This is a genomic window from Streptomyces sp. NPDC079020, from assembly GCF_044542225.1.
Classification (GTDB): domain Bacteria; phylum Actinomycetota; class Actinomycetes; order Streptomycetales; family Streptomycetaceae; genus Streptomyces.
Genome location: NZ_JBITUB010000037.1, coordinates 1 through 5,972, shown reverse-complemented (window position 1 = coordinate 5,972; position 5,972 = coordinate 1). Strand labels below are relative to the sequence as shown.

The window sequence follows — 5,972 nt, the reverse complement described above, 5'->3', positions numbered from 1 at the left end:
TGCGACGGCTGGACTGCGCGGGGGTGGGACTGGTGGGAACGCTCATGCGGACTTCGCCTTCCGAGAAGTGCCGAAAATGAGGGAGCGTTCCTGCGGGGGACTGCCATGGGGCGGATGGCTGAAAAGGGTCCGGCCGTTGGATGTCCACGACGCGATGGGCAGGCGTCGGTAGCGGGCCGGAAGGGGTAAATCGCCGATGACCTGTGGGTGTCATCGGGGTTGGCAGGGAACCTACGGCGGGTTGTGCCGATCGGTCAAGACCTGATTTCGTCGGAATGCGCCTGAGTCGTGTCGGACGCGGACCCGGCGGTGTCCTCGACCCAGCCCAGGGACAGGCTGATCCGCCGGGCCGCGTCGCGCACCTGACCTCCCAGTTCCTGGTAGCGCCAGGCCGGCAGGCCGAGCTTGAGGCCGGTGATGCTGACCGCGCCCGCGCACACCGAACGGTCGTCGAAGACCGGCGCCCCGATGCAGATGATCCCCTCGGCGTCCTCCTCGTCGTCCAGGGCGTACCCGACCCGGGCGATGTCGCGCAGATGGGACAGGAACGTGGCCGGGTCGGTGATGGTCCGCGCCGTGCGCCGGGGCAGCCCGAACCGCTCGATCACCGCGGCGGCCTCGCTCTGCGGCACGGCGGACAGCAGGGCCTTGCCCAGCCCCGTGCAGTGCGGCAGCTCGCGCTGGCCCATGCGCAGGTCCAGCCGGACCCGCTGGTCCAGCTCGACCTGGTCCACCACCACGGCGTGCCCGTCCTCGGGAACGGCGAGCCGGGAGGCCATCTCGGTCAGCGCGGTGAGGTCGCGCAGGACGGGGTGGGCGACGCCGCGCAGGGAGACCTGGGAGCGGGCCCGGTCGCCGAGTCTGGCCAGGCTCATGCCGAGCCGGTAGCGCCGGTTCATCCCTTCGCCGTCGTCCGAGACGAGTCCGTACGCGCGCAGGGTCTGGAGCATGCCGAAGGCGGCGCTCTTGGAGATGGAGCAGGCCTGGCCCACCTCGGTGACGCTCAGACCGTTCCCCTGGGCGGGGGCGGCGAGCGCTTCGAGGATGTCCGCTGCCCTGGCCACGCTCTTGACCCAGTACTTCGGTTCTTCTTGGGCAGCACTGTTCGTCATAGCAGAACAGCGTAGTGCCTGACCCGGGTCGAGCGGACCCTCTGCGGCGGGGAAAGGTCCGGGAAGGGCCCAGGAAGGGCTGGGAATCGGTGTTTTGGTGTCCGAAAGGGGGTTGACCCTCCCAGGGAGCGGACGTAATATCCAGGCACTGTTCTGCTCTACAGAACAGTGTTTTGAAAATCAGAGACGCAGCACCACGAGCACCACGGATCACCCTCTTCCTGCGGCGACTGCCGGGCGGATGGCGCCAGGGACTCACGGGCCGGGCAGGGTCCGCGACAACCGACGACTCTCGACGCAAGGAGCAAGCACCATGAGTTCAGGCCCGGTGGGCAACGAATCCGGAGCCCGACTCGCCGAACGCGCCCGCCAGGTCGTACCCGGCGGCGTGAACAGCGGTCAGCGCAGCGTTCCCGGACTGACCGACCTGGTGGTCACCGGCACCGACGGCGCGCGGTTCCGTACCGCCGACGGACGCGAGTACACCGACTTCCACTCGGCGTTCGGCCCGCCGCTGCTCGGCCACAACGACCCCGACGTGGCCCGCGCCACCGCCGAAGCGGGCGCCACCCTCGGCCACATGGGCGTCGGCGTCACCGAGGGCGAGGTCCTCCTCGCCGAACAGCTCACCGAGCTGATCCCCTCCATCGAGAAGGTCCTGCTCACCAGCACCGGCAGCGAGGCCACGTTCCACGCGCTGCGCGTCTCCCGCGCCGCCACCGGCCGCCGCCTCGTCGTCAAGTTCCAGGGCTGCTACCACGGCTGGCACGACTCGGTCAGCCTCAATGTCATCTCCGCCCCCGAGAAGGTCGGCGGCCATGACCCGATCTCGACCGGCATCCTGCCCGAGGTCCTCGAAGCCACCCTCGTCCTGCCGTTCAACGACAGCGAGGCCGTCCGCCGCACCTTCGCCGAGCACGGCTCCGACATCGCCGCCGTCATCGTCGAACCCGTCCCGCACAACGTCGGCGCCCTCCTGCCGTACCAGGAGTTCCTCACCACGCTCCGCGAGGAGACCACCAGGGCCGGCAGCGTCCTGATCTTCGACGAGGTCATCACCGGCTTCCGGCACAGCACCGGCGGCTGGCAGCAGATCTCCGGCGTCACCCCCGACCTCACCACCCTCGGCAAGGCGATCGCCAACGGCGCCCCCGTGGGCGCGATCGGCGGCCGCGCCGACCTGATGGACCTCTTCTCCACCCGCCCCGGCGCCCCCGCCTTCTTCGCCGGTACGTACAACGGACACCCCTCCGTCGTCGCCGCCGCCCTCGCCACCCTGCGCAAGCTCCGCGAGGAGCCGGTGCACGAGCACGTCTTCCGGCTCGGCGACCGGGTCCGCACCGAACTGACGGCCCTGTACGGACGCCTCGGCGTCCCGGCCGTCGTCACCGGCTACGGCTCCGTCTTCGTCAGCTACTTCATGCCGGGCGAGGCCCCCCGTACCTACGCCGACCTGCTGAACAACGACGCCTCGCTCTTCGTCGGCTACCGCCGCAAGCTCCTGGAGCACGGCCTGTTCGAGCTGCCGCTCAACCTCAAGCGCAGCCACATCAGCTACGCCCACACCGACGCCGACGTCGACCGCCTGATCGAAGGCACCGAGGCGGCCGTCAAGGCGGTGCTCGCCGACGGCGGCGCCCGCGACCTGGAGAACACTTCCACCATGGGCGGAGCGACCCGCTGATGCTCACCGTCAACCGCACGCGCCCCGCCGGCCCCGCCGGACGGATCACCCGCGTCGAGACCCTGATGCTCGGCACCTCCTGGCGGGACTTCGGCTATGTCCGGGTCCACACCGACGAGGGCCTCAGCGGCATCGGCGAGATCACCCACCCCTACCGGGTGGGCGAGGTCTGCGCGCTCACCGAGGCCGTCGCCCGGCGCCACCTCATCGGCGCCGACCCCTTCGACATCGAGGAGCTCTGGCTCCGCGTCTACCAGGGCGACTTCCTGCGCGGCGGTGACATGGGCGGCGTCGCCCTGTCCGGCCTCGACCAGGCCATGTACGACCTGATGGGCAAGGCGCTCGGCGTCCCCGCCTACCGGCTGACCGGCGGCGCCTGCCGCGACACCGTACGGGTCTACGCCAACGGCTGGTACACCGGCGAGCGGGAGCCCGAGACCTTCGCGGCCAAGGCGAAGGAGACCGTGGCGAAGGGCTTCACCGCGCTCAAGTTCGACCCCTTCGGACCCGGCCTGCACGAGCTGGAGCGCGCCGAACTGCGCCGCTCCGTCGACCTGGTGGCCGCCGTCCGCGAGGCCATCGGCCCGGACATCGACCTCTTCATCGAGGGCCACGCCCGCTTCGCCATGCCGACCGCCGCGCGGCTGGTGCGCGAGCTGGAGCCGTTCGACATCGGCTGGTTCGAGGAGCCGATGCCCTGGACCCACATCGAGCGGTACGCGGAACTGCGCCAGCGGGCCGCCTTCCCGATCTCCGGCGGTGAGCACTTCCACAACCGCTACGAGTACAAGCAGCTCTTCGCGACCAACGCCGTCGACATCATCCAGCCCGACCTCTCGATGGCCGGCGGCTTCACCGAGGTAAGGAAACTGGCCGCGATCGCCGATACCCACGGCATGCTCGTAGCCCCGCACAACTCCAACTCGCCGCTCTGCACCACGGTCTCGGTGCACGCGGCGCTCGGAATCCCCAACTTCAAGATCCTGGAGACCTTCGACGGGCTGCTGGAGCCCTTCGTCTTCGAGGCGCTGAAGGGCACCCTGCCGATGGCGGACGGCCACATCGGCCTGCCGACCGCCCCCGGCCTCGGTGTCGAACTCGTCGACGAGGTCTTCGAGGAGCACCCGCCCAGCCACCGCTTCTGGAACATGTTCGCGGACGGCTGGGAGAAGCGGAACCGGACATGATCGTCGACGTCCACTCGCACCTCTTCCGGCACAGCCACGACTTCACCGAACCCTTCAGCTCCGACTCCGCCCGCGCCCACGAGGGCGAGGTCGACCTGACGGTGACGTGGGAGGACTACGCCGCCACCGCGCCCGCGTCCACCCGGACCGTCGTCGTCGGCGGCAAGGCCCGCCGCAGCGGGCTCTGGGTCGACGACGCCGCCGTGGCCTCGTACGTCCGCAAGCACCCCGACCGTCTCATCGGCTACCTCTCCCTCGATCCCACCCAGCCCGGCTGGCAGGACGAACTCCGCTACGGCCACCAGGAGCTGGGCCTGCGCGGCATCAAACTGATGCCGATGTACGCGGGCTTCGACCCGGCCGCCGAGGAGTACGACGAGCTGTACGCCTACGCCGAACGGCACGGGCTGCCGCTCCTGGTCCACACCGGCACCACCTTCGTGTCGAACGCCCCGCTGGAATGGGCGATGCCACGTCACCTGGACGCGGTCGCCATCCGCCACCCGGAACTGCGCATGGTCCTCGCCCATCTCGGCCACCCCTTCGAGGGCGAGTGCATCGCGGTCATCCGCAAGCACCCGCATGTGTACGCGGACATCAGCGCCCTGCACTACCGGCCCTTCCAGCTCTGGCACAGCCTGCGGCTGGTCCAGGACTACGGGGTCTTCGACAAGGTGATGTTCGGCAGCGACTACCCGTTCACGACGGTCGACGAATCGGTGAAGGGGCTGCGGGAGATCGCCCGCATCCCCGGCATCCCCGGGCTCGCACCGCTCGACGTGGACAAGGTGGAGGAAATCATCCACCGGCCGTCGCTGGACCTGCTGGGCCTGAACGGCTGACCGGCGCCCCAGCGCGAACGGCCGGGCTCCCTCCGCGGACCCGGCCGTTCACCCGGAACAGCCGGGACCGCACCGCCGGTCCGGCCGTTCCCCACCGGCCTGCCGGACCGAAGCCCGGGGCGCCGCCCCCCGGTACCCGGGCACCCGTCCGGCAGCAGGGCCGCCGCGCCTCCTTCCCCGGTTCGGCGCGGCGGCCCACCTCTCCGTACCGCTCCGCCTGGAGGAACCCGCCATGACCGCAGCTGTCCCGCCCCGCGGCACCGAGCGCTTCGACCTCACCGGCCGCACCGCCCTGGTGACCGGGGCCGCCCGGGGCCTCGGCCGGTCCTTCGCCGTCGGCCTCGCCGAGGCGGGCGCCGACGTGGTCCTCGTCGACCTGCCCGGCGCCGACGGGATCACCGAGACCGCGGCGGCCGTCGAGGCCCTCGGCCGCCGGACCTGGACGTACGGGCAGAACCTCGCCGACATCGACGCGCTGGCCGGGTTCGCCGACGCCGTACGGGCCGAGGCCGGGCCGCTGCACATCCTGGTCAACAACGCGGGCACGGCGGCCCTGGAACGCTTCAACGAGATCACTCCCGCGAGCTGGTCGCACATCATGCGGGTCAATGTCGACGCGGTGTTCTTCCTCAGCCAGCGCATCGCCGAACACATGACCGCGGACGGCGTCGCGGGCCGCATCATCACCATCACCTCGAAGAACGCCCTGGTGGCCGAGGCCGGCCTGGCGCACTACAACGCCTCCAAGGCCGCCGCCCAGCTGCTGACCGAAACCCTGGCCGTGGAACTCGCCCCGCACGGCATCACGGCCAACACCCTGGCACCCGGCATGGTGGAGACGCCCATCGACGGCGAATTCCCCTTCGACCGGGAGAGCTTCGAGTCCGCCTACCGCGAGCGCATCCCGCTCGGCCGCTACGCGCGGCCCGACGAGTGCGTGGGCGCGCTGCTGCTGCTGGCCTCCGACGCGGGGGCCTATCTCACCGGGGCGCGGATCGTGGTCGACGGGGGAGTGCTCGCCGACCAGATGCCGCGCATGCGGTTCATGCCGCCGTACCGCAACACGATCTGACGTCACCGGCCAGCCGGTCCATCGACAACGCGAGGAGCACCTCCGTCATGGCAGTCCCAGATTCGTCACGCCGTC

At 70.6% G+C, this 5,972-nt stretch carries 5 protein-coding genes; 4 read left to right on the top strand and 1 reads right to left on the bottom strand.

From position 1 onward, the window contains the following. Positions 1–254 precede the first annotated feature (254 nt). A complete protein-coding gene (locus tag ACIGJO_RS35630; RefSeq protein WP_399965581.1) occupies positions 255–1,112 on the bottom strand; it encodes an IclR family transcriptional regulator in 858 nt (285 codons plus the stop codon). Between the two features lie 313 nt (positions 1,113–1,425). Here ACIGJO_RS35630 and ACIGJO_RS35625 point away from each other — a divergent pair, with 313 nt between their 5' ends. The 4 genes from ACIGJO_RS35625 (at position 1,426) to ACIGJO_RS35610 (ending at position 5,897) form a co-directional block, all read left to right on the top strand. Then, on the top strand, positions 1,426–2,796 hold the full coding sequence (locus tag ACIGJO_RS35625; protein WP_399965579.1) for an aspartate aminotransferase family protein: 1,371 nt from the start codon (positions 1,426–1,428) through the stop codon (positions 2,794–2,796). Further along, complete coding sequence (locus tag ACIGJO_RS35620) at positions 2,796–3,983, top strand: mandelate racemase/muconate lactonizing enzyme family protein (RefSeq protein ID WP_399965577.1); 1,188 nt, start codon at positions 2,796–2,798, stop codon at positions 3,981–3,983. Before ACIGJO_RS35625 ends, ACIGJO_RS35620 begins: the two co-directional genes overlap by 1 nt. After that, on the top strand, positions 3,980–4,825 hold the full coding sequence (locus ACIGJO_RS35615) for an amidohydrolase family protein (RefSeq protein WP_399965575.1): 846 nt from the start codon (positions 3,980–3,982) through the stop codon (positions 4,823–4,825). The genes ACIGJO_RS35620 and ACIGJO_RS35615 overlap by 4 nt, the downstream gene beginning before the upstream one ends. A gap of 232 nt (positions 4,826–5,057) precedes the next feature. Next, positions 5,058–5,897 carry an SDR family NAD(P)-dependent oxidoreductase gene (locus ACIGJO_RS35610; RefSeq protein WP_399965572.1) on the top strand — a complete coding sequence of 280 codons (840 nt, stop codon included), beginning with the start codon at positions 5,058–5,060 and terminating at the stop codon, positions 5,895–5,897. Positions 5,898–5,972: the final 75 nt, after the last annotated feature.